This is a genomic window from Thalassolituus sp. ST750PaO-4, from assembly GCF_020320405.1.
Classification (GTDB): domain Bacteria; phylum Pseudomonadota; class Gammaproteobacteria; order Pseudomonadales; family Oceanobacteraceae; genus Venatoribacter; species Venatoribacter alkanivorans.
The window spans coordinates 298,766-324,788 of the sequence record NZ_JABVCB010000013.1 but is presented as its reverse complement, the minus strand read 5'-3'; the positions used below and the strand labels follow the sequence as shown (position 1 = coordinate 324,788).

The 26,023-nt window shown below is 52.7% G+C and carries 20 protein-coding genes; 10 read left to right on the top strand and 10 right to left on the bottom strand.

The window, feature by feature from the left end; genetic code table 11:
• Positions 1 to 8: 8 nt before the first annotated feature.
• Entirely contained in the window at positions 9 to 1,028 is a 1,020-nt protein-coding gene (locus tag HUF18_RS16950; protein ID WP_225693038.1) for an AraC family transcriptional regulator, read from the bottom strand.
• Between the two features lie 194 nt (positions 1,029 to 1,222).
• On the opposite strand from HUF18_RS16950, the gene HUF18_RS16945 reads away from it, so the two are divergent.
• Positions 1,223 to 2,320 carry a fatty acid desaturase gene (locus HUF18_RS16945; RefSeq protein WP_225693037.1) on the top strand — a complete coding sequence of 366 codons (1,098 nt, stop codon included), beginning with the start codon at positions 1,223 to 1,225 and terminating at the stop codon, positions 2,318 to 2,320.
• A gap of 177 nt (positions 2,321 to 2,497) precedes the next feature.
• On the opposite strand, the gene HUF18_RS16940 is transcribed toward HUF18_RS16945, so the two are convergent.
• On the bottom strand, positions 2,498 to 3,712 hold the full coding sequence (locus HUF18_RS16940) for a phosphatidylinositol-specific phospholipase C domain-containing protein (RefSeq protein ID WP_225693036.1): 1,215 nt from the start codon (positions 3,710 to 3,712) through the stop codon (positions 2,498 to 2,500).
• A 210-nt stretch (positions 3,713 to 3,922) separates the two neighbouring features.
• A complete protein-coding gene (locus HUF18_RS16935) occupies positions 3,923 to 4,624 on the bottom strand; it encodes a glutathione S-transferase family protein (protein ID WP_225693035.1) in 702 nt (233 codons plus the stop codon).
• Between the two features lie 199 nt (positions 4,625 to 4,823).
• On the opposite strand from HUF18_RS16935, the gene HUF18_RS16930 reads away from it, so the two are divergent.
• The 4 genes from HUF18_RS16930 to HUF18_RS16915 all read left to right on the top strand — a co-directional run bounded on the left by HUF18_RS16930 (position 4,824) and on the right by HUF18_RS16915 (position 9,293).
• Complete coding sequence (locus HUF18_RS16930) at positions 4,824 to 5,390, top strand: (2Fe-2S)-binding protein (protein WP_225693034.1); 567 nt, start codon at positions 4,824 to 4,826, stop codon at positions 5,388 to 5,390.
• On the top strand, positions 5,383 to 7,635 hold the full coding sequence (locus HUF18_RS16925; protein WP_225693033.1) for a xanthine dehydrogenase family protein molybdopterin-binding subunit: 2,253 nt from the start codon (positions 5,383 to 5,385) through the stop codon (positions 7,633 to 7,635). Before HUF18_RS16930 ends, HUF18_RS16925 begins: the two co-directional genes overlap by 8 nt.
• 15 nt (positions 7,636 to 7,650) lie before the next feature.
• On the top strand, positions 7,651 to 8,622 hold the full coding sequence (locus HUF18_RS16920) for an XdhC family protein (RefSeq protein ID WP_225693032.1): 972 nt from the start codon (positions 7,651 to 7,653) through the stop codon (positions 8,620 to 8,622).
• 71 nt (positions 8,623 to 8,693) lie between these two features.
• Positions 8,694 to 9,293: a nucleotidyltransferase family protein gene (locus HUF18_RS16915; RefSeq protein WP_225693031.1), complete on the top strand. Its 600-nt coding sequence runs from the start codon at positions 8,694 to 8,696 to the stop codon at positions 9,291 to 9,293.
• A gap of 181 nt (positions 9,294 to 9,474) precedes the next feature.
• Here the strand turns inward: HUF18_RS16915 and HUF18_RS16910 are convergent, their stop codons facing one another.
• The 5 genes from HUF18_RS16910 to HUF18_RS16890 form a co-directional block, all read right to left on the bottom strand.
• The gene (locus HUF18_RS16910; protein ID WP_225693030.1) at positions 9,475 to 11,364 is read right to left on the bottom strand and encodes a PhoX family protein; all 1,890 of its coding nucleotides are present in this window, start codon (positions 11,362 to 11,364) and stop codon (positions 9,475 to 9,477) included.
• An 82-nt stretch (positions 11,365 to 11,446) separates the two neighbouring features.
• A complete protein-coding gene (locus HUF18_RS16905) occupies positions 11,447 to 14,029 on the bottom strand; it encodes a TonB-dependent receptor (RefSeq protein WP_225693029.1) in 2,583 nt (860 codons plus the stop codon).
• A 112-nt stretch (positions 14,030 to 14,141) separates the two neighbouring features.
• Positions 14,142 to 16,955 (bottom strand): TonB-dependent receptor, encoded by a 2,814-nt coding sequence (locus HUF18_RS16900; protein WP_225693028.1) that lies wholly within the window; start codon positions 16,953 to 16,955, stop codon positions 14,142 to 14,144.
• A 57-nt stretch (positions 16,956 to 17,012) separates the two neighbouring features.
• On the bottom strand, positions 17,013 to 17,906 hold the full coding sequence (locus tag HUF18_RS16895; RefSeq protein WP_225693027.1) for a FecR family protein: 894 nt from the start codon (positions 17,904 to 17,906) through the stop codon (positions 17,013 to 17,015).
• Positions 17,907 to 17,966: 60 nt separating this feature from the next.
• Positions 17,967 to 18,428 (bottom strand): RNA polymerase sigma factor, encoded by a 462-nt coding sequence (locus HUF18_RS16890; protein ID WP_225693026.1) that lies wholly within the window; start codon positions 18,426 to 18,428, stop codon positions 17,967 to 17,969.
• 886 nt (positions 18,429 to 19,314) lie between these two features.
• On the opposite strand from HUF18_RS16890, the gene HUF18_RS16885 reads away from it, so the two are divergent.
• Together HUF18_RS16885 and HUF18_RS16880 are read left to right on the top strand one after the other, a co-directional pair.
• Positions 19,315 to 19,614, top strand: a complete 300-nt coding sequence (locus tag HUF18_RS16885; RefSeq protein ID WP_225693025.1) for a hypothetical protein — start codon at positions 19,315 to 19,317, stop codon at positions 19,612 to 19,614.
• Between the two features lie 89 nt (positions 19,615 to 19,703).
• Entirely contained in the window at positions 19,704 to 20,267 is a 564-nt protein-coding gene (locus tag HUF18_RS16880) for a hypothetical protein (protein WP_225693024.1), read from the top strand.
• 176 nt (positions 20,268 to 20,443) lie between these two features.
• Here the strand turns inward: HUF18_RS16880 and HUF18_RS16875 are convergent, their stop codons facing one another.
• Positions 20,444 to 21,445 (bottom strand): helix-turn-helix transcriptional regulator, encoded by a 1,002-nt coding sequence (locus HUF18_RS16875; RefSeq protein WP_225693023.1) that lies wholly within the window; start codon positions 21,443 to 21,445, stop codon positions 20,444 to 20,446.
• A 129-nt stretch (positions 21,446 to 21,574) separates the two neighbouring features.
• Here HUF18_RS16875 and HUF18_RS16870 point away from each other — a divergent pair, with 129 nt between their 5' ends.
• The 3 genes from HUF18_RS16870 (at position 21,575) to HUF18_RS16860 (ending at position 23,989) form a co-directional block, all read left to right on the top strand.
• Complete coding sequence (locus tag HUF18_RS16870; protein WP_225693022.1) at positions 21,575 to 22,342, top strand: SDR family NAD(P)-dependent oxidoreductase; 768 nt, start codon at positions 21,575 to 21,577, stop codon at positions 22,340 to 22,342.
• A gap of 67 nt (positions 22,343 to 22,409) precedes the next feature.
• Positions 22,410 to 22,913, top strand: coding sequence for a 2,4'-dihydroxyacetophenone dioxygenase family protein (locus tag HUF18_RS16865; RefSeq protein WP_145466454.1), 504 nt, complete (start codon positions 22,410 to 22,412; stop codon positions 22,911 to 22,913).
• 14 nt (positions 22,914 to 22,927) lie between these two features.
• Positions 22,928 to 23,989, top strand: coding sequence for a zinc-binding dehydrogenase (locus HUF18_RS16860; RefSeq protein WP_225693021.1), 1,062 nt, complete (start codon positions 22,928 to 22,930; stop codon positions 23,987 to 23,989).
• An 82-nt stretch (positions 23,990 to 24,071) separates the two neighbouring features.
• Here HUF18_RS16860 and HUF18_RS16855 read toward each other — a convergent pair whose 3' ends face one another.
• On the bottom strand, positions 24,072 to 25,913 hold the full coding sequence (locus HUF18_RS16855; RefSeq protein ID WP_225693020.1) for a diguanylate cyclase: 1,842 nt from the start codon (positions 25,911 to 25,913) through the stop codon (positions 24,072 to 24,074).
• Positions 25,914 to 26,023: the final 110 nt, after the last annotated feature.

Genomic DNA, 26,023 nt, shown 5'->3' with positions numbered 1-26,023 from the left:
CTGCCGTATCAGCGCCGCCGGTATTGCTGAGGTGTCATACCGCTCCAGCGTTTAAAGGCTTCGCGGAAACTGAGCAGATCTTTAAAGCCACAGGCGCTGGCCACAGAGCTGACTTTCTGTTGCTGGTCATCCAGCAGCAACATGGATTTTTTCAGTAATTCTTCATCGCTGATCTGGCGGAAGGTCAGCCCCGCCTCCTGTAATTTTCGTCTTAATGTGCGCGGCGAAAGATTTAAACCGGCAGCAACATCATCTAATGCCAGACGTTGTTCGCTGCCCTGAATCAATGCCCGCACCTGCCAGCCGATATCACCCTTCTGTACCTGCAGCACCCGTTTCAGTTCGGCCCCGGCCACCAGCATGGCCTGTTGTTTCGCCGCCGGATTCGCCAGAGGCAGAGGCTGATGCATGGTATCGCGGTCGATGCGGAAACCACTGACCGGTGAATTAAACTGCACCTTAGCGGCAAAATAACGTTCATAGTCTGCCGCGTGAGGTGGTGGCGGATAATTCAGACGAATTTCAGTGAAATAAAATTCGCGGCCCAGTAATTGAGCAATCTGTACCTGCAGGCTGGTGAACAGCATTTCATGGGCAAACACCGAATTCAGCGGATATTCCATGCCCTCGCGTTTGCGCACTTCAATATCATAACCACCCTCACGCATCGCAGCCGTCAGGGTAAAACGGCTGCGCAATAACACCCGCAGCTGATTGGCGGTAGCCAGTGCATCGCCCAGGGTTTTGCTGCTGAACAGCGCCGCCGACAATAACCCCCAGCGCGACAGATTCAGCGCCTGCCCCAGTGCCAGACCAAAATCCGCACGCGCCGCCAGACGGTACAGATTGCGGTAAATCCGGTCGAACTGCTCCGACGATACCAGCGAGCCGGCCCGGCTCAGCTGTGCTTCATCCAGCCCGGTACCAAGCAGCGCCTGCGCCGGAACAATACCTTCGCGGCGCATAAACTGCTTCAGCAGAAACAACTCTGCACCGGGGTAGATTGCCTGTTGCTGTAGCTGGCTCATCGTCTTTCCTGAGTGGTGTGCGGACAATAAACGGGGTCTTTCGGACAAAAACAATAGGGTTTAAGGCCATTTAACGCTTTTAAGGTAGCCTTAACAACCGGATTAGCGGCTAATGCATTCTGAACCGGCGGCCATTTGCACTGTTTTACCGCAGCCGCCGGAGTGACAGGATTATCCGCAACAGGAAACAGGTTATGAGCATAATAAAAAAATATATCCCGGATTCACCGGCGTCCGGGAAAAATACGCTGCAGCAGTCCGATGCGCAGCGTATTGAAACCATCCGCAGCGTTATCCGTACTGCCGGTGATGATGCCCGCCGCCGCTACCCGATTCTCGCTAATCAGAATCTTATTGGTATGAGCGTTTTTCTGTTTGCCATCAGCGGCATTCTGCTGACGGGCTTTGCTTACTGGCAGGGCATGATCAGCGCCTGGCTGTGTATTCCGACGGTCGCTTTTTTAACCTCGCTGCTGCATGAGCTGGAGCACGATTTAATTCACTGGCAATACTTTAAAAACAACAAACTGATTCACCATTTAATGATGGCCGGTGTGTGGATTTTCCGCCCCGGTACGATTAATCCGTGGATTCGCCGCCACCTGCATTTTCTCCATCATAAAACCTCAGGTACCGAGGCCGACATCGAAGAACGCGGTATCGGCAATGGCCGCACCTTCGGACCACTGCGCTGGCTGATTATGCTGGATACCTTTGTTGGAAATTTCACCCGCGCGCTGGTCGAAGCGCCAAAGGGTAAAAAGCTGTATCACGCTGCCCGTGTGCTGGCCGCGAACTTTCCCCTGCCATGGATCACCGCCAGCATCTGGTACAGCGTACTGGGCTACCATGCGATTAATCTGATTGCGCCTTATTTTGGTGTGATTCCGGCGTGGTCGGCCGAAACCCTGACACGCTTTGAACTGCTGGATAAATGGGTGGTGGTATTAATTGCGCCGTTTTATCTGCGCTCGTTCAGCATTAACTTTATCAGCTCGAATATGCACTACTACGGCAACGTTAATTCCGTACTGCAACAAACACAGGTATTAACCAACCCACTGTTCTGGCCGCTGCAGGTATTCTGTTTTAATTTCGGCAGTACCCACGGCATTCACCATTTTGTAGTTGGCGAACCTTTTTATATCCGCCAGCTGACGGCAAAAGCTGCGCATAAAGTGATGAAAGAAAATGGCGTGCCATTTAATGATCTGGCGACCTTTAAGCGCCATAACCGTTATCAGCCAGCGGCTGGCCGTGTGGTTGGTGAGCAGGTTAATGCAGGGGTCTGAATAACGTGCAACCAGCAGGCTACCACGCAGAGCGTGGGAGCCAGATAATAAAAAAGCCCGCAAATGCGGGCTTTTTTATTCGGGTTCCTCGTTCCTACGCTCTGCGTGGGAATGCAACTGTGCCAGCAAGGGCTACCACGCAAAGCGTGGGAGCCAGGTGAGACAGCGTCTGAATCTTCAGTTCGCCACCCACTTACCTTCCTGCGCACGGTCAGAAGCATTCAGCCACACATGGCTCATACCACCTTTAACCGCTTTCAGCGCTTCATTGGCCTTGCTGTTGGTCGGTACAGCAAAGTGGTAGCTGCCACCTAACTGTGAACAGGCTTGCGCACCATCGGTCCAGCGGCCAGCCCAGGCGCTGATCGCCCAGTTGCCGTTGTTGTCTTCACAGGCGAAGTGATAGTTGTTGTTACAGTCTGCGTCATCCCAGCGGCCATTACCCCACTGCACGGCGCAATCCTGATTGCCGTTGTAGTTATTTGGCTCACCGTTATCCCATGACCAGACACCGGCTGCCATACGGCTGTCGTTATAGGTCAGCTTGTCGAGGTTGACGATATTCACGCCGTTTTTAAACGCCTGAACCACGTCGGCACTTTCGATACGGCTCACAGCACCACCGGTAAAGAAGGCACCAATGGCACCCACGGCGGTGCGGTCTTCCCAGGTACGGCCAATGTCACCCAGCCCGGTAAAGGCGAGGTTTTTCATGCCGCTGTTATCCGAGCAACCACCGTCTTTCCACAGCACAACCTGTTTACCGGCGGCACGCACCTGAGCTTTGGTCAGGTTGGATGGGATGCTCTTACAGCCATTGCTGGCGTAGATTTTTCCGTTCAGTTTGCTGTTCAGAATGTTCAGCAGTTCCTGATGATGACCATCGGTGTGATCTTCAAAATACAGAATGATCACTTCCTGCGGATTGTCGTTCAGCCAGTTGGCCACTTCCTGCACACCATCGCTGACGCGGCGGTCGGTCAGGCTGCAACCCACATGCAGATCGCCCCATTCGGTGCCGATACCGGAGTGACACAGCAGCAGGTCAGTACCCCACTCCCACGGCCAGCCATGGGTATGCGCGGTCCAGTGTGCATCCAGCTCAACAAAACGTGCGCCGATACGCAGCTGATCGTAGATTGAGTGCTTCTGCTGCGGATCGAGATAACGGGTCGGGTCGCTGTAGACCGAAGAGTTATAGGTATTGTGCGAGCCAAGCATGCTGTTATCCGCCAGCGGCGAGTTCATATCGATACTGCGCTGATGAGCCAGTGCTTTGCCTGCCCAGCTGTTCTGAAAATCGGTAATAGGGTCGCTTGGCGGGGTTGAGCTCATGGCCAGCGCACCGGCAGAAGCCAGCATACCAAGGGAAAATGCGAGGGTTGTTTTCATAGGGTCACCTGTGCAGAGAACGAGCGACCTCAGCTTCAGAGAAGTCAGAGGTTATTATTATTTTTACCAGCAATATAGAACCATCGTTCTATGTCGTTGGCCTGTTTTTACAACAAGCTCTGCACCGCTGTCAGCCCTCTTTTCCCCGAGATGCCGGAACTGGCACGGATTGATCCACCACAGACCAATCATGGCCCGATTCGCCCTGTTTTATACCTCCGGCTCTTCACCGCTGCGCGCCAGCCACAGCTGCACATCAGGGTAAGCCAGCAATGCCTGCTTACCCTGTGGTGTGGCAGCAATCGCCTGTAACTGTACGGCCACGGCAATGTCGGCCAGCGTTATCTGTTCCCCCACCAGCCAGTCGCGCTCATATAACAAGGCATTCAGCATCTGCAGGTGCTGATCAAGCTCCGTCAGTACCTGCGCCAATGATTTACGCCCCATGCCCTGGGCTTTCAGCTGTTTCATCATGGTGGCCGGCACTATCGGCCGGGCAATGGCGGCAAACCAGGCCGGGTCAGCAGCACAGACACGCCCTGCCCAGTAGCCGCGGTTTTCTTTCACCGCAAAGCGCAGGTACACCTCAAGGAAATACAGGCTCTCATCGGCCCAGTCTTCCCACAGATGCACCTGTGCACGCTGCTGTTCATCGTCTGGTATCAGTGGCACAACCGCCGGAAAACGCCGCTCCAGTTCACGCACTATCAGGCTCGAATCCGCCAGACGCTCACCACCGAACTCCAGTACCGGTAATTTGCCCTGCGGACTCAGACGCCTGACCTCACCCAGTTGTGTTCCCAGCGCGCCGATATTGTGAACCTGATAATCCAGCCCTTTGAGCTGCAGCACGCGCCGGACTTTGGCGCAGAATGGGGATATTTCGTACTGGTGCAGCACGGTATTGTTCATCGGATTGTCCTGTATTTTTATTGTGGCGCACTGCTTATCAACAGTGACGGCAAAGTGCCAGCCTCTGGCCGCGAATAACCAGACTTCTGCGGTCTGGGCGGAACACTGCGTTTAGGCTATTTACTGATGTTAATTCAGTGGTAACCTTGGGTCACTTAGAGTTTTACCCATCAGAAAAATAAGCGACAGGCAGGCAACCATGATCAGGCTGACCGTAAATGGTGTGGAACACACACTGGATGTTGAGGGCGATACCCCACTGTTATGGGTGGTACGCGATGTTCTGGGCTTAAAGGGCAGCAAGTTCGGCTGTGGTGCGGGCCTGTGTGGCGCCTGTACCATGCATCTGAATGGTCAGCCAATCCGCACCTGCATTATGCCGCTGTCGGCGGTTGCCGGGCAGAACATCACCACCATCGAAGGGCTGAGCCCGGCCAACGCCACGCCACAGCAGCTGACGCCGGTACAACAGGCCTGGCTGGAGCTGAACGTACCGCAATGTGGCTACTGCCAGTCCGGACAGATCATGGCCGCTACCGCCCTGCTGGCCAGCAACCCGAATCCCAGCGATGCCGATATCGACAACGCCATGAGCGGCAATATCTGCCGCTGCGGTACTTATCCGCGCATCCGTTCTGCCATTCATAAAGCGGCGGGCATGATGAGCGCCGCGGTCAGCCATCCGCAGGCAGCGCGCAACGGCGAGCTGTTCAGTGAAGTCACTCTGCCGCAAGCGACCAATTCAGAGGAGCTGAGCCATGGATAAGTCCTTACGCACCGGCACCAATACCAACACCGGCCTCAGCCGCCGCTCCTTCTTAAAAGCCAGCGCCCTGTCATCCGGTGGTCTGCTGCTCAGTGTTGCCCTGCCCGGCTGTACCGCCATCGGCATGAAAAATCAGGGCATGGTCAGCGCCGGCGAATGGCAGAGCAATGCCTGGCTGCGCATCGACACCGATAACCGCATTACCTTTATCCTCGACCGCGTAGAAATGGGTCAGGGCACCTATACCGGTCTGGTCACCCTGCTGGCCGAAGAGCTGGAAGTCGACCCGGCGCTGGTACAGGTCGAGTTTGCCGGCGTCGGCAGCGCTTACGATAACCCGCTGTACAAACTGCAGATCACCGGTGGCTCCACCAGTGTGGCCAGCAGCTTTAAGCGCATCCGTCTGGCCGGTGCCAGCGCGCGTGAAATGCTGAAGCAGGCCGCCGCTCAGGTCTGGGCGCTGGACAACACCAGCACCCTGCACTGCGACAACGGTCAGGTGATTCACAGCAGTGGTAAAACCCTCAGCTACGGCGAACTGGCGAGCATTGCCGCTACCTTTGCCGTACCGGAAGACACCGCGCTGAAATCGCCGGATGAATACCGCTATATCGGTAAATACAACAAGCGTCTGGATGCCCTGCAGAAAGTAACGGGCCAGGCTGTCTATGGCGTCGACGTTGAACTGCCGGGCATGCTCTATGCCGTCATCAGCCGCGCGCCGGCCTTTGGTGGCACGGTCAAAACCCTCGACAGCAGCGCGGCCAAAGCCGCCAGCGGTGTGGTTGATGTATTCCCGCTGCAAGCCGCCGGTCGCTCAGGAGTAGCCGTAGTCGCCCGTTCTTACTGGCAGGCGCGTAAGGCACAGCAGTTGCTGCAGATCGAGTGGCAGACGCCGGAGGTCGCGCCCAGCAGCGACGCTATTTTTGCTCAGTACGCCCGCGATCTGGATAACGAAGACGGCGAACAGGTACGCGACGACGGCGACTTCGACAGCGCCGCCGAACAGGCCGCCAGCACCTTAACCGCCGAGTATCAGCTGCCCTATCTGGCCCACGCCACGCTGGAGCCACAAAACTGCGTGGTGAAGGCCGACGCCGATGGTATGGAAGTCTGGGCACCGACCCAGTCGGCCAGCATGGCGCGGGTCGCGGCCGGTAAACACAGCCGCTACAGCCTGAACGATATTGTGATTCACACCACCTGGATTGGCGGCGGTTTTGGCCGCCGTATCCTGCAGGATTACGTCGCCGAATGCGCGGTGATTGCCGACCGCCTGCAACAGCCGGTGAAGCTGATCTGGAACCGTGAAGAAGACACCGCCCACGACTGGTATCGCCCGGCCAGCCTGCATCGTCTGCAGGCAACGATAGGCGCCGATGGCAAAGCCAGCGGCTGGCAGCACCGCATTGCTCACCCGAAAGTATTCGAGTGGTTTGTCGGCGATGCCGCCCCGGCGCAGTATCCCTTTATGCCGAAACTGATGTTCCCGATGCTGGCCGGTGCCGGCAAGCTGGGCGAAGGCATTCTGGCGCCGAAAGACAGCTCCGGCTACGAAGGCGCCAACGACGTGCCTTACGCGCTGGGCAATATCGACGTGCGCTTTATCCACAGCGAACCGGGAGTACCCGTTGGTTACTGGCGCTCGGTGGGCTTCTCGCACAATGGCTTTGTGACCGAGAGCTTTATCGACGAACTGGCCCACCAGCAGAAGCAGGACCCGCTGAACTTCCGCCTTGAGCTGCTGGCACAGCATCCGCGCGCGCAAAGCCTGCTGCGCCGCGTTGCGCAACTGGCCGACTGGGGCCGGCCACTGCCGGGCTGCCATCAGGGCGTGGCGATTCATAAAAGCTTTAACACCTGGGTCGCACAGATTGCCGATGTGCAGGTTGAGGGTAAAACCTTCAGCGTTAAACGTGTGGTCTGCGCCGTCGACTGCGGTCAGGCGGTTAACCCGGATATGATCCGCGCGCAAATGGAAGGCGGCATTAACTTTGCCCTCACCGCCGCACTGTACGGCAATATCACGCTGAAAGACGGCGCCGTACAGCAGAGCAACTTCCACGACTACGCCCTGCTGCGTATGCCGGAAGCGCCGCAGATTGTGGTCGATATTGCCGACAACCAATACGACCCGACCGGTGTGGGTGAACCGGGCGTGCCGCCACTGGCACCGGCGGTGGCCAATGCGCTGTTTGCCGCCACCGGCCAGCGTCTGCGTCGTCTGCCGTTGCAGCTGACGTAAGGCTCAGGGCACTTTATGCACCCGTCTGCTCCAGGCAGTACCGATCAGCATGTACTGCACTCAGCCGCGCAATGGCTGAGTGCCGGCAGCCCGGTCTGGCTCGCCACTGTGGTTGCCACCTACGGCAGCAGTCCGCGTCCGGTGGGCTCGCTGCTGGCCTGGTCGGCCGACTTCGGTATGGCAGGTTCGCTGTCCGGTGGCTGCGTGGAAGAAGATCTGATTGCCCGGCTGCGCGCCGATCAGGTGGATGGCAGCCAGCCACAGCTGCTGCTGTTTGGTGATAATGCCGCCGAACAGGCGCGTTATCGTCTGCCCTGTGGTGGTCATCTGCAGATATTGCTGCAGCGGCTTGGTAAAGATGATCTGGCCGGTATTCAGCAGATGCTGGCCTGGCTGAGTTCACGCACGCCCTTTGTGCGCGAGGTGAGTTTGCATGCATCAGAGCAGCGCCTGACACTGTTGCAGCACGATGCTCCGCAAACCTGTCGGTTAACCTCTGAATACTTTATCCAGCCGTTTCAGCCGTCGTATCAGCTGTTGATTGTCGGTGCCGGCGAAGTCGCCCGTCACCTGGCGGCACTGGCACAACCGGCCGGTTTTGCCGTGACCATCTGCGACCACCGTGAAGAGTTTCTGCAGGGCTTCGACGCCCCCGGCGCCGAGCTGCGGTGCGCCATGCCCGATACCCTGATCAGCCAGCGCTTTGCCGATTCGCACAGCGCTATTGTCGCGCTGGCCCACGACCCGCGCCTCGACGACATGGCCATGCTCGATGCCTTCGACACCCAGGCCTTTTATATCGGCGCCATGGGCTCGCTGGCGACCTCCGCCAAACGCCGTGAGCGCTTAACCGGGCTGGGCGTCAGCAGCACACAGCTGCAGCGCCTGCATGCGCCCATCGGTCTGAATATCGGCAGTAAAACGCCATACGAAATTGCTCTGTCGGTGCTTGCCCACCTGCTGGCGGAACGTCCGCAGCGCGGCTAATACGGCGTATTCCCTTTGGGCCTGCTGTGGTACTGTCATCAGCCTTCGATTGTGCGGAGCACTGTCTGAATATGAGCAACACCGATGCCCCGATTGGCGTGATTCTGCTGGCCGCCGGTAAGAGCGAACGCTTTGGCGGCGACAAGCGTCTGGCCGAAATCCGCCAGCCACAGGGGACGCAGCAGCCGATGCTGCTCACAACACTGCAGCAGATCCGCGCCAGCGGTTTACCGCTGTTTGTGGTACTGCGCCCCGGTGATCAGCAATGGGGCGATGCTCTGGATAAGCTCAGTATCGATTGGGGCATCTGCCCGGAAGCGGCACAGGGAATGGGCCACAGTCTGGCCTTTGGCGTACACGCCACCCAGCACTGGAATGGCTGGCTGATTGCGCTGGCCGATATGCCCTTTATCCACAGCCAGACATACCGTCAGGTTGCCGACAGCCTTAAACAACATGCGATTGTACGCCCACGGCTGCAAAGCCAGCCCGAACAGCCCGCTCACCCGGTGGCTTTTCAGCGCCAGTTTGCCTGTGAGCTGATGGCCTGCGAAGGTGATCATGGCGCCCGCGAGCTGTTGCGCAAGCACTGCCATCAGCTGTTTGAACTGCTGCTCGATGACCCCGGCATTGTGCGTGATATCGATCAGCCACAGGATCTGAGCACATAAAATATGCGGGCCTCGGCAGAACGCTGCCTTAAAAAATATCCCGAATAAAAACCGGGCAAAACGGACACATAAATAACGCTGCCCGCCCTGCCGGAAAAATCCGTTAATACCAGCCACTGATACTGTTTAATCAGCACGGACTGCACAGCCCCGGAACAGGGCTATGCAGCGGACAGCTTAATCACGCAATAACATCACCATTTGTGCGGCGCACCACCACAATGGCAGGCCGTGGCGGCATGGCCGTATTAAAATCCGGCCAGCGGTTCAGTGGATGATGATACGGATCAACCTGTTCAGAATCCGGTTCTCCCGGGTGCTGAATAGCAATAAACAGTGAGGTGGCATCGGGCGTGAACATGGGCCCGGTAACTTCTGCGCCATCCGGACAACGGAAAAACATCCGGCTTAAGCCACGCTTTTCACCGGTTGTATACATGGCCCACAAGCCATCATTAGTGCCGGTCTCGCGAGACACAGATAAACCCTGATCGGTACTTACCCACAGACGTCCCAGCGGATCAACCACACCATTATCAGGACAGGTAAACCAGCCATTACTGGTGGTGTGACGATTAAAGTCTGCCTGATGCGCAGCAATATCCGGATTGCCGGCACGGATAAGCATTTCCCAGCGTGCCGCTCCTCCCTGCTCATCTTCAATTAATTCAACAATATGACCGAAACGATTGTTAGCACGTGGGTTAGCTGCGTCTGTCTCTTCACGCCTGATATTGTTCGACAACATCACATACACTTTACCGCTGCGCTCGTCCGGTACGATATCTTCAGGCCTGTCCATCGGGGTTGCCTGTAATAAATCAGCGGCCCGCCGTGCTTCCAGCACGACATCAGCCTGCGAATAAAAGCCATTTTCGGAGGTCAGGGGGCCAATACCAAATTGCAGGGCCGCCCAATGTAATGCACCGCTGGCTTCCAGACGTGCGACATACAGGGTGCCATAATCCAGCAGGTTTTTATTGGCACTGGCATTGTTACGATCAACAACATCGCGACTGACGAACTTGTAAATATATTCAAAGCCGTTGTCGTCTCCCATATACACCACCAGACGACCATCAGCACGAACCATGGTTTCAGCCCCTTCGTGCTGGAAACGCCCCAAGGCTGTACGCTTTACCGGAGTACTGTGCGGGTCTTGTGGATCAATCTCAACGACCCAGCCAAACCGGTTTGCCTCATTAGGATTATGGGCAAGATCAAAGCGGCTATCTGTCTGACTCCAGCGGCTGGCTTTACCACCAATACCCAGGCGCTGATAATTCTGCTGTTCCGGATGATCCGGCGCTAATTCGCCACCGAAAACGCTGTCAAAATTCTCTTCGCAAGTCAGATAAGTTCCCCACGGCGTCATGCCACCGGCACAATTCATCAAAGTACCGATAACCTGACGCCCGGTATTATCGTATCGTGTTTTTAACCGGTCATGTCCCGCAGCGGGTCCGGAAAAGGTGATGCTGGTACTGCGCGCATTAATACGGCGGTTATAGGGTGAGTCGTGTACATAGTGCCAGCGGCCATTATTCAGGCGTACCTCTACTATCGAGTTGCCAACTGCGGCCTGCTCTATCGCAACCTGCTGTTGCAAGCGCTCGCCACTGTCAGCCACGCCATCGGCAAACATCAACTTAGGCAGTGCATATTCGTGATTGACGCACAATAAACCCCGCTGCTGCCCTTCATCAGCAGACAGCGGTAAATAGCCAACATAATCATTGTTGTATCCGAATCGTACTTCCTGCTCATCGGCATCCATATTTTCCGGATTAAAAACGGGAAGTCCCGGCCGCAGCGGGTCTCCCCAACGAATAAGCACATCCGCCTTATGCCCATTTGCCACATGCATTTCAGCACCAAATCCGTGTTCAATCTCATCAAATTTAAAACTGGCCTGGCTGACTTCCTGCGCAGATTTTCCAGCCAGCGGAGAACAGGCGACAGTGGCCGATGCTGCAGCACCAGTCAGCAATGTATTACGCAAAAAACGGCGACGGCTGAAACGATGTTCAATCAGTTCCGCCAAACTCTTAGCCATAGTTGGTCTGTTCATAAATTTACCCTTTAAAAAATTTGCCTCCTGCAACACAGGAGGCAATAACTCAGATAACAGAGCCTGTCTTTATCTCTAATAATCAGAACTTGGTGCTTACACCCAGGGAATAACGTGATCCATAATGATCAATCGAACCAGGACGGGATTTGCTTTCGTGATAACCGTAAATACTTTCATCGGTGATATTCACGGCTTCGAATGAAATCCGGGTATCTGCAACAATTTCGTAAGAAACATTCATATCGAGCGTTCCGAATTCATCGATATAATCATCTGCCACATCACCTACACCATTATTGGCGAGATAATCATCACGCCAGTTATAACCAACGCGGGCACTGAATCCGTTCTTCTCGTAAAATGCGACTAAGTTATAGCTGTTTTCAGACAACCCGGTAACCGGCTGAGATACCAGTTCTCCATCTTCAGCCACCTCAACTTCACTTTTTACATAGGTGTAGTTTGCCTGAACACCTAAACCATCAAACGGTGCTGGCAGAAAATCCATAACCTGCTGATAGGCAAGCTCAACCCCTTTAATTTCACCTTCGCCGGTATTCGCCGGAGCACTCACCGTAACGTCAGTTCCGTTAACATTAACTATCTGGGACTGACCGGTAATAAAGGTGCTTATATCTTTATAAAAACCAGTGACCGAGGCATACCCTGAATCAGAGAAGTAATATTCTGCAGAAATATCATACTGCATAGCTTCATATGGCTTCAGACGCGGGTTACCACCACTGGCAGTCGGAGCATCGGTGCTGAAAGATATACCCGGGCGCAGGTCAGGCAAGGATGGCCGGCTCATAACTTTTGCCGCCGAAAAGCGCATCAACCACTCATCATTAAGATCAAAGTTCAGGTTAAGACTTGGCAGGGTTTTGTTGTATTTCTGCGTAACATCAACAGATACCGGCTGGTTATTGACAATGCTGGTTCCTGATGGATTCTGCTCAGTACGAACATGCCGAAAACCTAAGTTACCAAAAACCGGAACACCAAGATCATATTCAAAGTTACCCTGAACATAGACCGAGGTTATATTTTCCACAACTTTATAGGAGTTTCTCTTGTCATCATTTGTCAGTGGCTGACTCAACAAATCACTGCCAAAAAACTCATTATGGAATTTATCACCGTCAGGAACCGCCCAGTTATCAAGGTAATTACTGGAAATCCCTTTACCAAAATCATTAACCGGAAATGATTCAAAGTAGCTGTCATCGAACACTATGCCATTCAGACCATCGGTAACACGAATGTCACGGCGTTTGTAATCGCGTTCACGATCACGTTTAGCAACACCAAACTGAACACTGGATAATACACCTGAGGTCAGATATTCAAAATCCAGCTTCAGTGAATTATCGCTATCGTCTACCTCAATGGTTCTGTACTCAATCCTGCGACCAGGAAATTGCTGAGCATCAGAGATATCGACCGGAAAGTTAAACTTTGGTGGTTTTTTATGACCACCGGAAAAATCAAAATCTACTGCTACATCATCCAGTCGGAGACGAGTCCGGCGAATCGGTTCATCCGTTTCACTGTGAGCATCAGAACGGCTGATATCGGCAGAGATAACCCAGTTATCCAGGGTCCAGCTGTTATTCATCGCAAAAGACAGCGACTGGTGATTAGATGTCGACGATTCCCGTGACAACTGCAGGTTGGTATTCTCTGCCGTGCCCGCGACCAGACTGTCCCCTATCAATGTAGCGTTACTTACCGGTCCACCCAGCTCAATATCCATACCGATTTCGTCGAATTCAACATCCAGATCCGACCAGAGAAGATCGACGTTCATCTCATGCTGTTCACTGCTTTTCCACTGCAATGCAGACCCTAACGACATCCGCTCTTTGTTTTGTCGCTCCAGTGTTGGACGATGACGACCATTACCAAAGACTTCACTGAAATCCTGTGCCGCGTCAGCTGAATCCAGCTGACCACGAATCCAGTTCCAGTTCATTGACCGGTCCTGACGAATTTCCCGCTCAGAATAGGCGCCGGAAAAGAGAATACCCAACGTATTATCAGTATTAGTCCAGCGATATAAGCCTGAAAGCTTTGGATCGGTACTGTCTGCCAGATCGGATTGAGTTAACTTAGCCGATACCGCACCTGTATTTTCCAGGGCTAAAGGGCGGAATGTTTTAATATTTACAATACCGCCAATCGCTCCTTCATCCAGACGTGCTTCCGGAGATTTAATAACCTCAAGCCCGGAAATCAGTTCAGATGGCAACGTGTCATAGCGGAATTGACGACCATCCTGACCACTGTTTTCAACGTTTTCGTTTACTGCCAGATTACGTCCGTTCAGCTGTGTTACCTGAAACTGCGGTCCCAGACCACGCACACTGACCGACAATCCTTCGCCACGGCTTCTCGCCACCTGAATACCCGGCAGCATCTGCATTGCTTCCGCAACGTTTTCAGCCGGAAACTTGCCAATATCTTCTGCATTAATGGCATCCATCACCGTAGCTGACTGGCGTTTAATATCCATTGCCCGGTCAAGGCTGTCGGCGTAACTGCCATAAGCGACAACTTCTTCCGTGATGTTCTCATCCACTGCCGGATTTTTTTCGTCAGCATGGGTTACAGAACTCACACTGATTGCAGCAATAGCCGCAGCTAATCCATATTTCTTCATCAGTTTTTTCACCTCGATTATTGAATGTCTACAGCCTGCATGCATCAAGATCAGCTGTGTCTTTTCAAATAGACGGTGCCCGATTAAAAATAGGACATTATTTTTTTAAAAATTAAAAATTGACATTCAGAACAAGCAGAAAACGCGGTGCACTGTATTCCAGTGAGTGGTAGATTTTTTTGCCCGAAGAACGAATGTATGAAATATCTTCCGAGCCAAGTAAATTGGTACCAGTAAGAGACAGAGTTGCTTCTCTGTTGAGAATCCAGCTCAGCTGAGCCTGTAGACGCATATCGCCTTCAACGTAAACATCGGCAACGCCTTCTGCCCCCTTTTCCAGAAGATAATCGGATCGATAGCTCACACCCCATTGCATGCGTGTATTGCCGAGCTGCCAATAAAACTGGCCGGCTAATGACACAGGCGATACCTGAACCATAGGATAATGCTCATCGCCGTGGGCAACATCACTGTGTACAACAGTCGCCGTAGTCTGAATCCCCCAGTCTGGAAAACCTATATCGTAACTGACCTCATGCCCGAGAATACTTGCTTTGCCATTATTCACAGGGAGTGTAACCCGGTAGTTTTCACCGTTAATCAGCTGAGGCTGTGATTCACTGACAATATAGTCCTGTAAGTTTTTTACGAAAAAGCTGTACTGATAGCGCACGCCCTCCTCCGGCCGGAAGCTTACTGAAAGTTCCGCCTGATCAACCGGCATGGGTTTTAACCGGGGATTTCCGGCACTGGCCAGAAAGACCCCCTCGGTAGAGTTTAAGCTGACTCCCGGAGTCAGGTCCTGATAATTAGGCATGCTGACTGAATGACTAAGATGAGCACGCCATTGCCAAAACGGCCCGGCCTGATAAAGGATGTTCAGAGATGGCAGCCAATAATGGTAGTTGCGCTGATAACTGACGGCGGATGCACTGTCTGCCTCATAGCCTGAGGATGATAGTGTCAACCGGCTGTGGCGAATAGCAGCATTACCTGTCAGGTGTTCGCCGATTTCAAAATCAATCTGGTTATACCACTGCAGCAGATTTTCTCCGCTGTCATAGCTGTTTTTCCGGTCAGCTTCTGTGGCGACAGGAAATGTCAAAGCAGAATCAAAACGCTGCTGTAAGCGCGAATTCGGAACCAGCCAATGTTTTACACTCTGATGATTTACCGCAGAAAGAAAAGGCTGTGCCTGATTACGGCTCATATCCAATGAGGGTACCAGCAGCACCTGTTCAGTACGGCTTAATGCAACATCCTGACGGCGGTAGCGGCGCTGTTGTTGTACCTGAGAAAAGCCAGACTTCCAGCTGCTCAGCCCCGCAACAGTCAGATTTTTTCGCCAGTCCAGCTGTAACGACTGCACATCGTGCTGCAACTGAATATCACGCCGGGTCAGCAGATCCAGCGCCACAAAATTTTCTGCCTGAAGAGGATCAAAACCAGGCAGAAATCGCAGTATCCGTTTATCAGACGGTGCTGAAAAATTAAGATCGGTCGGCACCGAATTGATAACCGTTCGGCTGATCGGTTTATCCGTTCCACTATGGGCGGAGGAAACCGCCAGACTGACACTGCCTTCCCAGGCCCCATGCTGCCATTCGTAGTCTGTCATCCATAACTGGTTACGGTGTAATTGTCTTGATGTGTCCAGACTGCTTTGCAGATAAACATTCCGGGCGAACCCGCCAACCAGTGCATTACCGGAAAACCCGGGATCTGAAAACACAGCATCCTCTGCATCCAGCCTTGCCTGTAAACGTTCCTCATTAAAATCTATCGATAGATCGGATAAAAAGTAGTCGAAAGAAATAATGTTCTGGTTTTCCAGACGCCATTGTCCGGACGTACTGAAGCTGCGGCGTCGTCTCTGCTCCTGCTCATTGGTTAAGGCGAACCGGTTGCTGGGAACCAGCAAGTCATCGTCAAGCTGTGAGTTATTCCAGGCGTTTTTATTCAGATCCCAGTTCCAGGTCTGGTACTGATCCTGATAATGATAGCGCTCGCGATATTGCAGTCCGAATAAAATGCCGACTGTCTCGTCATGATTACGCCAGCCGGTCATTGCCGAAATAGTCGGATAACTTCTTTCTGCCAGCGGCTGGTACTCCCACTCGGTACGGAAATAATGCGGTAATTCTGAAACAGACAGCGGGCGATAACCGGTAATACTTATATCACTGCCAATGGCTCCTGGCCCGGAGGCCGATTTAAGAACCTCGACCTGGGCAACATTCTCTGCCGGAAGAACGTCAAACCGGAATTGTCGCCCTCCCTGACCGCTATTGCGCACGTTTTCGTTAATAGCCATAACATGACCATTTAACAAAATGCGCTGATATTGCGGCCCCAGACCGCGCACGCTGAGACTCAGCCCCTCCCCCCGTTCGCTGTTCAGCATAACGCCCGGCAGATACTGCAGAGATTCAGCCAGATTTTCGTATGGCAGAGCCTGCAGTCCAGCGGCCGATAATACTGAAACAGACTCTGGCCGGGCCTGCTCTTCCGTTAAACGATAATTCAGTGCTGCATATAAACTACCCTGTGCATAAGGGCTGGCCGGATTAAAGCGCTGACCTAACACCAACAGCTGCTCAACATTATCCGGAGCTGTATCACCCTCAGGAATGGCCTCGATTACATAGCCCTGGGAAACTTCCCGGTATCTGAGACCCGTGTTTTGCAGAATTTCAGTCAGCAATTGCGTTAAAGAATAATCCCCCCGGATATTTCCGTGACTCAGTGTCTGCAGCAGTTCACTGCGGGCAACAATACTGACGCCATAACGGCGGGATATCTCTGGCAAACTATGCTGCAGAGGGCCTGCAGAGAACTGTACATTGAGTGTAATATCGCCGGATGCCTGACACAGGGCAGAAAAAGCAGACAGTAGGAAGATGATCAGACTGAGAATTTTTTTCATATCGGCATCGTCAGCCAATCACAACGCAGTATATTCCCTTACTGTTAATCCATTGTTTCATTGGATTGGCGATAAATAATAAACACCCTGAATCTGACTTAATTGCAGACCTGATATTTCAGTGAGTAAATTCAATGACTGCTCTATTTTTTCTACTTCAAATGCTCCACTGATCTTCACATCCCGTACATCCGGTGCCAGGTAGATAGGCTGTTCACTGTAGCGGTTCAACTGATCTACGACATATTGAATGGAATGCCCCTGAACAATCAGCTGCCCAGACATCCAGTCGGCCCCCTGGTTTTCCGGCTGAAATACCGACACTTCGATATTGTCAGCCGTTAAGCGTGCCATTTCCCCGACCTGCAGCATGGTGGTGTCACCATGCAGTGAGGTAACCTGAACCTGGCCTTCATAAACGCTGACCTCCACCCCCTGGGCCGTCTGGTCGACATTAAATTCAGTCCCGACAACCTGAATATCACCCCACTGGGTACCAATAACAAAGGGGCGCTGGGGATCTTTCTGTACATCAAAATAGGCTTCACCCTTTTTCAGCGAAATGCTGCGTTGCTTAGCGCTGAAGGATACTGACAACTGGGTATCGGCATTGAGTAATATTTCACTGCCATCCTGCAGATTGACCATCTGCCGCTCAGCAACTTTACTTTGATACGACAACAGCTGACTGATAACCGGCGCAGTATCGGATGGCTGCCGAAAAAACAATGCGCCACTGACCAGCAGCACGAAGCAGGCCGCCATAACGGGCCGCCAAAGAATCTGCCGCACCGCGGCCGGCTGTTCCGCTACGTTTTTTAATGCCTCGGTCAGCGCAGGGTCCTGCCAGATAGCCTGCTCCAGCTCATCCGGAAAAATATCATCAGGCAGATCCGCCGGGTTATGCCGGGCGTCGTTGGCAGCAATGTGTTGGGTCTCAGATCTGCTCATTCGGATTCATAAATCAGCGTTATTAAAACAATGACGAAATAATCGGGAAAAAAGGACAATTTATTTTTGTAAATCCTGAACCGCCTGCTTCAGGGTGCTGAGCGCGCGGGTAATGTGCTTATCAACGCTGGCAGAAGACAGCCCGAGAGCGTTGCCAATACTGGCCTTGGATTCACCTTTCAAACGATAACGTACAAACACGTCACGGCGCAGGGCTGGCATACTCTGCAGGGTTTTCTGATAAAGCTCCATACGGCGCTGGCGATCAAGTTGCAGCTCCAGATCGGTGCGCTCACACACCAGATCTTCATCCAGCGGTACAATCTCTGTTCGCCGTCCACGGGCCATATCAATCAGGAGATTACGCGCTACCCGGTAGGCATATCTGAGCGGCTGCTCAATTTCTGACAGGCGACTGCGCTCAATAACCCGTACCAGTGTCATCTGAAAAATATCATCGACATCCGCTTCCTGATCTACGGATTTACGGATAAAAGCCCGTAAATCCGAGCGATTAGCCATCAGTTCTCCGCTGATTTGTCGATGCTGTCTGGAGTGTTTCGCGTCTGTCATGGGCTACGTCTCAGAGCGGAAGCAGCACGCTAACTAATAATTATGACAATTCAGAGACAGGGGAAATTTAAGATCGGTACGGCCGTTACTTTGTCTACAAGCCCGTTTGTGTGCAAAGCCGATGAACGCTCTGCTGGAAGGGCATACGGAATAATCAGAAGCAGAAAAAGTGGCGATCAGGGGTTTCCTGACCGCCGGTAAGCCTGCTGCGCTCATCAGTGCCGTGTCCGCACGGAGCGGACTGGCGCGGGTGCCGCGTCAGGCCGGTGCCGCTGATATTGATCGGCCGCAGGATTGCTGAGCTGCAATCTCTACCCTCTATTCCACGACCCCTAGCCCACGACCTATGGCCCCCGATTTCTAACCCCTGATCCCTAGCCCTCCCCCGCCTCCCACCCGAAACCAGTACTTTATACCTAGTCAGAAATACTGATTTTTCTGTTATTAATACAAGCTGCCTATCGGGGCCTGTGAAGGCTGGGGTGAAGGCGAACGGCGAGCGCTGCGGCCTGAACCCTCAGATGTAAAGAGGTACTGAGCACACAAAGCGCAGATTTTCCAGCTCATACGAAATCCGGCACATTTTGCATTTGTGTGTGCGCGTATTGCCAGACCTGAGGAAGAAAAACCCGTTAAAAGTCAGCGAACTGAACATCGGGGTGACAGGTTTACAGGCGCAGAAAAGCGAATCAACCGGCGTGCGTGCTTTTCTGGATGAGATTTTTTACTTGTGGGAAATTTCTCAGCCTGAGAAATGAGTTATGCGGGGATTCTCGAATGATTATCCCGGAGTTAATGCGCAGCGCACTAACAAACTGTTATACGAAGGTCACAAATGGATAGTTACGTTTTCAAAACTTCTTGTGGTACTACGGGCTTTTTTCAAAAAGAGGACGATATTTGTCGTATTTACTTGGAACAGAGTTTTTGGCCTGTTAATGAATCATTTAGTTGGAGTGACTGGGAAAAGTATAGTACGGGGCCCAATGCCGACAATATGCCTGAAACAACTCTTTCTGATCCTTTAAGCAAAGGCATAAGCTATTTTGTCTGGCATACCCGAAGCCAAATAAATCCAAACATAGTTGATTTAAAAAAAGTGCATATCCAGCAGGGAAGTACTGTAAAAGAATAAATAGAAATAGTCCAAAATTATATGACTTCTCTAGAAGAGACCACTCAACAATTGATGAGGTTAGGTCATTCAATAACCTTACCGATTCAATGAATGAAATATTTAATGTTATTGAGCCAGACAAAATCAATGAAAAAGCATATGGGCACAAAATCAGAGAACTATTAACGATTGCATGTACTGAAGTTGAGTACTTACTTTTACAGATCTTGAAGGATAATGGGTATCAGTCGGGCCGTTTCAGTACGAATGATTATGTAAAGGTTCTTCCTATTCTCAAGCTAAATGAATATAGAGTTGAGTTAAAAATGCACCCGTCTATGGGGAGCTTTTCACCATTTGAAGTATGGAGTGTAAAAAATCCATCTCAATCTCTAAGTTGGTACTCCGCGTACAATAGCGCAAAGCATGACCGTGGAGGAAACTTCCATTGCGCTACGCTAGGGGCAGCAATAAATGCTATTGCGGCTGTGCATATATTGTTAGAGGCACAATACGGTTCAAAGCTATTTGATAAGCCAATGAATTCGGATTATGAAAGCTGTTTTCAAACTGTCAATGAACCATCTTGGGGTTGCGATGAAGTGTTTTTTCCTCTTATCGAAGAGAATGAAAAAATTTCATGGGTGTCGAGTGTTGAATACTTTAAGTAATCGGCTCGTATAAAAAGCACGTCAAAGCGACGGTGATCTTCCCCCGTTTTAACGGACACCAACGTCAAACTGACGAGGTGTCCAACGCTCCAATTTAAACAGCCGGGCACGATCCGGCAGTATTTAAATACGTTTAAAACCAGGCTCCTCTCCCGACACGCTATTTGGCACCAGCCCTAAGGCCGATGCTGCTTCTGCCACGCCCGTGGCGATATTCCCGTCCAGCGGCGGAAATGCCGGCTGAATACCGCCACCTCGGCATAGCCCAGCTGCAGCGCCAGTTCGGTGATGGTCTGGGCGCCGTAACGCAGTTGCTGCTCGGCCAGACTCTGGCGCACCTGCTGTAATAAGCCACGGTAACTCTCACCATTCTGCTGCAGCCGGCTTTGCAGTGTGCGTTCATGCATGCCCAGCGCCGTCGCTACCCGTTCGATACAGCATTCGCCGGTGGGCAGCAGGCGGCCAATGATGTCCCGTGCCTGATCGGCCAGATTGCCGGGATAACGGCTTTGCAGATAGTGCAGATGCTCCTGCAGATGGCGGTTCAGTGCTTCTTCATCCTGATGATTGCGGCTCGCCAGCTGGCTGCTTTTCAGCACCACACCGTCGAAAGATTCGGCAAAACGCAGCGCTGGCAGTGTACTGCTGCGTGCATCTGTGCCCTGCCCGGCCGGAGCAGGCTGACGCAGGTGCAGCGTCAGGGCGGTGCTGCTGATATTGAGCAGGCTGCAGACAAACATCGCCAGCTGCGCCACGCTCAGCTGCATCAGTTGCTGCATACCATGAGGGGACTGCACATTGATCGACAGCGCCAGCCGCACCTGCTCGCCCTGCGGCTGCACTTCCAGCGCTACGCCCGCCGCATGCAGATACAGATTCTGATTCACCCGCGCCAATGCTTCGGCCACCGTCGCCTCGCGCGATACCAGCATCGGCAGGTCGCCGAGCACATGCAGCGTCTGCCGCTGGGCCAGCACAACGCCAAACAGCGGCTGAGCACAGCGCTGGGCGGCTATTTCCAGTAATCCGGCCAGGCGCGGATAGGCGATATAGGTATTCGGATCGCGGAACTGCGCCTGACGCAGGCCCGCCTGCTGCATCAGTTCTATCGGGTTTTGTCCGTATTCCAGCACCAGTTGCTCGAACTGGGCGGCTGCACCACTGCGTACCAGATACATCCTCAGACCTTCCGCTATTCCACCTTCAATACTCGCAATATATCAACTTAAGCTCGTAAAAGGTCAAGAACCTGTGCAATTAACCACCTACATTGGTGCTTAACAACAATAACAAGCAAGGTAAAACGTATGCGCTTAACAGGTAAAACCGCGGTAGTCACCGGCGCCGCAGGTGGCATTGGCCAGGCCATTGTCAGCAAGTTACTGGAAGAAGGTGCACGGGTTCTGGCTGTGGATCTGTCGGCCGAAGCCCTTGAGGTTTTTAAAAATCTGAATACCGACCGCGTACGTACGCTGGCGGTTGATGTTACCGACTACGCTCAGGTTGAAAAGATGGTGCGCCATGCCGCCGAGCAGTTCGGCCGCCTGCACATTGTGATTAATAACGCCGGTATCGGCCTCGCCAAACCTCTGCTGCAGCATGATCCGAAAACCGATTTTGACCCGGTTACGCGGGTCAATCAGCACGGTGTGTATTACGGCATTCTGGCCGCCGCCCGTCAGTTTCAGGCACAGGGCAGCGATGGCGTAATTATTAATACTTCATCGGTCTACGCCAGCATCGCCTCCGAAATGACCTTTGCCTACAACGTCAGCAAGGCTGCGGTCGATATGATGACCAAATGCGCAGCGCTGGAGCTTGCGGGCCTGGGTATCCGTGTCTGTGCGGTGGCACCGGGCCGGGTGGATACGCCGATGCTGCGCCAGTACGAAGCACTGGGCCTGTGGGACCATATCCGCAAAGAGCAGATGCGTCAGACATTTACCCAACCGGCTGAAATCGCCAACGTCGTGGCCTTCCTCGCCAGCGACGAAGCCAACTGCATTAACGGCTGCACCATCAGCGCGTCCGATGGTTTCGAAAACTTTAAATACCCCCTGCTGGATCCTGCTTAAACAATAAACAGAATCCGGAATTAACGCCCATAACCAACAATAAACATAAAACCGTGAGGTACTAACCATGGCATTACCCGACGTTATCCAGCATCAGGATTTTTTACTGACCCTGAACACCAACGAAGAAAATTTAATTAAAGATGCCCTGCCCGGCGTTGATGTGTATCCGCTGTTTCTCGATCCGGAAAACGGAACCTGGGTTATCCGCGCAATATTCAAAGCCGGCGTCACCCTGCCTAAGCATTTTCATACCGGCGTAGTGCATTTTTATACATTGAGCGGCCGCTGGAATTATCTGGAATATCCCGATCAGCCACAGACCGCCGGCAGCTATTTATATGAGCCGGGTGGTTCGATTCATACCTTCCATTGCCCGGAAGAATCCGGTGGTGCTGATGGCTTTATGGTAATTTCCGGCGCCAATATTAATTTCGATGCCGACGGTAATTTCATGAACATCATGGATGCCGGCTGGATCGAGCAGATGATTATTGCCGCCGCCAAAGCACAGGGTGTAACCCCACGCTATATCAAACCCGGTGCGATTGCCGGTTTCAGCAACGACTGAGCAGGAACAACACTATGGCAACCATGAATGCTGTTGTAATGCAGGACGGTGCGCTGAGTGTGCAGCAGATGCCTTTGCCCGAGCCGCAGGCCGGGCAGGTACTGGTGCGCAGTCTGGCCTGTGGAATCTGTGGTTCCGATCTGCATATTACCCGCCACACCGGTGAGGTGTTTGATTTTTACCGCAAGCTCGGTGTGATGCCGGACAGTCTGGATAATCATACCCCGCTGTTACTCGGCCACGAATTCTGTGCCGAAATCGTTAGCTACGGCCCGGCAACGGAAAAGAATCTGCCCATTGGCAGCCGGGTTACCTCGGTGCCGATTCTGCTCAGCCAGAACGGTGCCGGTGTTGGTGTAACACCGGGGTTAAGCGGTGCTTATTCTGAATATTTTATTCTCGACGAAGCTCTGCTTCTCCCAGTGCCCGATAACGTACCGGCCGAAGCCGCGGCACTGGCTGAACCGCTTGCCGTTGGTTTGCACTCGGTTAACCGCAGCAATATCGGCGCAGAAGATACTGCTTTGGTGGTCGGTTGCGGGCCTATTGGTCTGGCGGTTATTTCGGCGCTGAAATTACGTGGCATTAAAAATATTGTTGCCGCCGATTTACAGCAGGACAAACTGCAGATCGCCCAGGAATTTGGCGCTACCGCCAGCGCCAATCCGGCACAGCAGGATGAAGTGGCTCTGGCTGCAGAAATTGCCGCCGGTCAGCGTCTGGTTATTTTTGAGTGCGTTGGCCTGCACACATTAATTGATGGTTTTGTGCAGCGCGCACCGGCCAATGCCACGCTGGTTATTACCGGCGTGCATACTGCGGTGTCGGCGATTAATTATGCCTACGCCACAGTCAAAGAACTGGATATGCGCTTCTCGTATTATTACCAGCCGGAAGAATTCAGCGAATGCCTGAACACTATTGCCGAAGGCAAAGTGCCCTGGCAAAAGCTGCTGACCGGTAAGGTTGGGATGGATGGTGTGGCGCAGGCATTCCAGCAATTACTGCAGCCTAACCCGCATATCAAAGTGGTGATTGAACCCTGGCGTAACGGTGCACTGGAAAGCACGCACTGAGCATCTTTCCATGGCGGTGGTTTATTTTTAATAAGCCACTGCCCGCTTTAAAGGCGACTGTTAACACTAATTAAACTACCTGCTAGAGAATACCCGGTAACTGACCAATATGAGGTTCACCATCATAGTCCAGCGCGATACCGTGCTTACCACCACGCTTAACCTGATACATAGCTTCATCCGCGCAACGCAGCAGTGTGCTCATCGTTTCGCCGGATAAGCGCCGCAGACAAATGCCGATACAGGCACTGACAGCAACGGTCTTACCATTATTCAGCTGAAAAGGTTCACTGACGGATAACAGTATCCGGTTGGCATGTTCATACACCACCTGCGAACTTTTCACATCGCGCAGAATAACGACAAACTCATCACCACCTAAACGCCCGGCTGCATCATTTTCGCTGATCGAAGCCCGAAGACGACGGGCAATTTCCTGTAGTAACTCATCGCCAGCCCCATGCCCATAGCGATCATTTACCGGTTTGAAGTCATCCAGATCAATCAGCATCACCGCGGCACTTTCATTATCAGGGGCGTATTTTTTTATCTGCGCAAAAATACGCCGCAGACCATGACGGTTATTTAATCCGGTTAAAGCATCTTCGGTTGCCTGACGCTCCAGCTGGTTTTTGGCTTTTTCCAGTTCAGCGGTACGTTCCGACACCCGGCTTTCCAGTATCCGTTCCTGCTCCCGCAATGTGTCCAGCAAGGCCTGCTGAGCTTTTTCCTTTTGCCGTTTTAAATCGTTAAAACGTGCGGCAAGTGCAAACGACAGCAGCAACATTTCTGCTGCTGAACCTAACTGCATGCCATACACGGTAAAAAAATTAGACGGAATCAGGCCAGCGTTGCGCACCGATAACAATGCCGTGCCAATCAGCAATAATGCCCAGGCCGTGACAAAAATACGTGCCGCCGGTATTTTACGCCGCACCGCCGCGCCTCCGGTGACCAGCAATGTAACGGTTGTCATAATGCCCATCACCGACATGATCTGTAAGGCATGCTGAACACTGCTGATCAGTGTCAGTGCCGCCCCGGCCCACCACAGCGGAATGGCCATACCGAGAAAACGATGCCAGCGCGGAGCCAGCGTCTGCATCTGCAAAAAACTGCGGGCAAACATCATTGCCAGTGCCGTTGCCACGCTGAAGCCGGTCGGAACAATGCGGTCAGCCAAGCCTGTCAGCGCCATATCCGGCCAGAAAATTAACGACCCTATGCCATTCATGCCGGAAGCGGCAAAGCCAAAGGTAAAGACAAAAGCCGAATATAAAATAAAGGTTTTCTGACGCAGCGCCAGAAACAGTAAAAAATTATAACAACCCAGTGCGATCAGCATGCCAAAATACAGCGCCAGAATAATGACCGTCTGGGTATTATGCAGAGAATATTCACGGGCTGATAATAAACGGGTATTAAGTGCCATTCCCGCATGGTTAACAATGCGTATATAAAGTTCGGTTTTTTCGCCCGGATTCAACTGCAGCGGGAAAGCAGGTTTACGCCCGGCTAACGGCCATTGATCAACAGGAATATAACGCCCGGCACGCAGTGTTTCGCGGCCATCTGCACGGACAATGTACAGGGTAACGTCGTCAAGATAGGCATACTCAAATTCCAGAATCCACGCCTGTGATTCCTGCAGCTGTGGCTGTATTTCAATATGCAGCCAATATGCATCATGGGTATAACCAAAATTCAGCTGACGGCGGTCACTGACGGCAGAAAACCCACCAGCACGGGCCAGAATGTCATCTAATCCGGCCTGTGCTCCCTCATCAATCAGGTAACGGCTGTGCTGATCAAGCAGAATTTCCTGATCATTGTCTGTTACCGTTAGCGCCGCCGCTGTCTGCGACAGACACAGCAGCAGAGAAAAGATGAACGCCATAACAAACGGCGGTTTATGGTTATTCAAGTATGTTCCTCATTCTTTCAGGAGACAGACGCGCAACATTGCCGCGCAGCCAACGATCTGCTGAAGCTCTTAATCACGGATAATAAATATCAGGCAGTATAGCCGTTACA

Excerpts from the sequence above, each read along its gene's own strand:
- HUF18_RS16880 (WP_225693024.1), top strand. The coding sequence starts at position 19,704 with ATGAATGAAATATTTAATGTTATTGAGCCAGACAAAATCAATGAAAAA.
- HUF18_RS16930 (WP_225693034.1), top strand. The coding sequence starts at position 4,824 with ATGATCAGGCTGACCGTAAATGGTGTGGAACACACACTGGATGTTGAG.
- HUF18_RS16905 (WP_225693029.1), bottom strand. The coding sequence starts at position 14,029 with ATGAAGAAATATGGATTAGCTGCGGCTATTGCTGCAATCAGTGTGAGT.
- HUF18_RS16910 (WP_225693030.1), bottom strand. The coding sequence starts at position 11,364 with ATGAACAGACCAACTATGGCTAAGAGTTTGGCGGAACTGATTGAACAT.
- HUF18_RS16940 (WP_225693036.1), bottom strand. The coding sequence starts at position 3,712 with ATGAAAACAACCCTCGCATTTTCCCTTGGTATGCTGGCTTCTGCCGGT.
- HUF18_RS16925 (WP_225693033.1), top strand. The coding sequence starts at position 5,383 with ATGGATAAGTCCTTACGCACCGGCACCAATACCAACACCGGCCTCAGC.
- HUF18_RS16860 (WP_225693021.1), top strand. The coding sequence starts at position 22,928 with ATGGCAACCATGAATGCTGTTGTAATGCAGGACGGTGCGCTGAGTGTG.
- HUF18_RS16890 (WP_225693026.1), bottom strand. The coding sequence starts at position 18,428 with ATGGCTAATCGCTCGGATTTACGGGCTTTTATCCGTAAATCCGTAGAT.
- HUF18_RS16935 (WP_225693035.1), bottom strand. The coding sequence starts at position 4,624 with ATGAACAATACCGTGCTGCACCAGTACGAAATATCCCCATTCTGCGCC.
- HUF18_RS16915 (WP_225693031.1), top strand. The coding sequence starts at position 8,694 with ATGAGCAACACCGATGCCCCGATTGGCGTGATTCTGCTGGCCGCCGGT.
- HUF18_RS16875 (WP_225693023.1), bottom strand. The coding sequence starts at position 21,445 with ATGTATCTGGTACGCAGTGGTGCAGCCGCCCAGTTCGAGCAACTGGTG.
- HUF18_RS16870 (WP_225693022.1), top strand. The coding sequence starts at position 21,575 with ATGCGCTTAACAGGTAAAACCGCGGTAGTCACCGGCGCCGCAGGTGGC.
- HUF18_RS16895 (WP_225693027.1), bottom strand. The coding sequence starts at position 17,906 with ATGAGCAGATCTGAGACCCAACACATTGCTGCCAACGACGCCCGGCAT.
- HUF18_RS16900 (WP_225693028.1), bottom strand. The coding sequence starts at position 16,955 with ATGAAAAAAATTCTCAGTCTGATCATCTTCCTACTGTCTGCTTTTTCT.
- HUF18_RS16865 (WP_145466454.1), top strand. The coding sequence starts at position 22,410 with ATGGCATTACCCGACGTTATCCAGCATCAGGATTTTTTACTGACCCTG.
- HUF18_RS16950 (WP_225693038.1), bottom strand. The coding sequence starts at position 1,028 with ATGAGCCAGCTACAGCAACAGGCAATCTACCCCGGTGCAGAGTTGTTT.
- HUF18_RS16920 (WP_225693032.1), top strand. The coding sequence starts at position 7,651 with ATGCACCCGTCTGCTCCAGGCAGTACCGATCAGCATGTACTGCACTCA.
- HUF18_RS16945 (WP_225693037.1), top strand. The coding sequence starts at position 1,223 with ATGAGCATAATAAAAAAATATATCCCGGATTCACCGGCGTCCGGGAAA.
- HUF18_RS16885 (WP_225693025.1), top strand. The coding sequence starts at position 19,315 with ATGGATAGTTACGTTTTCAAAACTTCTTGTGGTACTACGGGCTTTTTT.